We start from the raw sequence: 1,009 nt of genomic DNA on the forward strand, positions 1-1,009 counted from the left end.
CAAACCAATTTGCTTGCCCTCAATGCCGCTATTGAAGCAGCGCGTGCAGGAGAACACGGAAGAGGATTTGCTGTCGTAGCTGATGAGGTGCGCAAGCTCGCGGAACGCACGCAAAAAGCAACCAAAGAAATTGAAATGAATATCCAAGTTGTTCAACAAAATTTCTCTGAAGTGCAAACGAACTCTGATGAAATTATTAAAGAAATGGAGCAACTAGGCGCGCAAAACGAAGTATTGGAACACATCAACCAGTCTGCAGAACAAATCTATGTAGATACAGACAAAATTCTCACAATTACTTTTGTTGGTTTAATTAAGTTAGACCACTTGTTTTTCAAAATCAATGGGTATAGAGCAATTTTCAACGAGGATATGGAAGCGAAGTTTGCAGGACATCACGACTGCCGTTTGGGTAAATGGTATGATACAGGAACAGGCAAACAACTCTTCTCACAATATGCAACTTATCCGAAAATTGAACCACCACATCAAGGAGTCCATGATAATATCATTGCAGGACACGCACTGATGTTACAGCACGGCAATGCACACGATTGCTTAGAGGAGATTTATAAATATTTCCAAGCTGCAGAATTGGCAAGTGATGATGTTGTGAAATATTTAGATGGGCTTTGTGAAGAAAAATTAGCCACTTTGGTATAGTTTAGAGGATTGTTGAATACACAAAAAGTGCAGAGGGGATTCTTTTTATACTTGTAAATTTCAAAGCAGAATCTTACAAATAGCACAATAGAAAATTGCAAGTGTGATTTGGGATTCGTCCTTGCGTCTTATCCTTTCGCATTACGAACGTAGCGAAGCAATCCATAATCTTGCAAAATTTAAATCTTAATATGGATTGCCACGAAAATTTTTAAATTTTTTCTCAAGAACAAAAATCCAATCTTATTTATGCCTACTATTCACACTAGTTTGCAGGTAAATTTTCTAGTGCAAATGTTTTACCGCGATTCCACAAATGGAATCCCAATATGCACTGAATTGTTGC

1 protein-coding gene is annotated in these 1,009 nt (G+C 37.9%); it reads left to right on the forward strand.

Going from position 1 to position 1,009, the window contains the following annotated elements; genetic code table 11:
• On the forward strand, positions 1 to 663 hold a 663-nt coding region (locus Q1553_RS02490), incomplete at its 5' end, for a methyl-accepting chemotaxis protein (RefSeq protein WP_300842734.1).
• Positions 664 to 1,009: the final 346 nt, after the last annotated feature.

This window comes from Helicobacter sp. UBA3407, from assembly GCF_949747025.1.
GTDB lineage: Bacteria > Campylobacterota > Campylobacteria > Campylobacterales > Helicobacteraceae > Helicobacter_D > Helicobacter_D ganmani.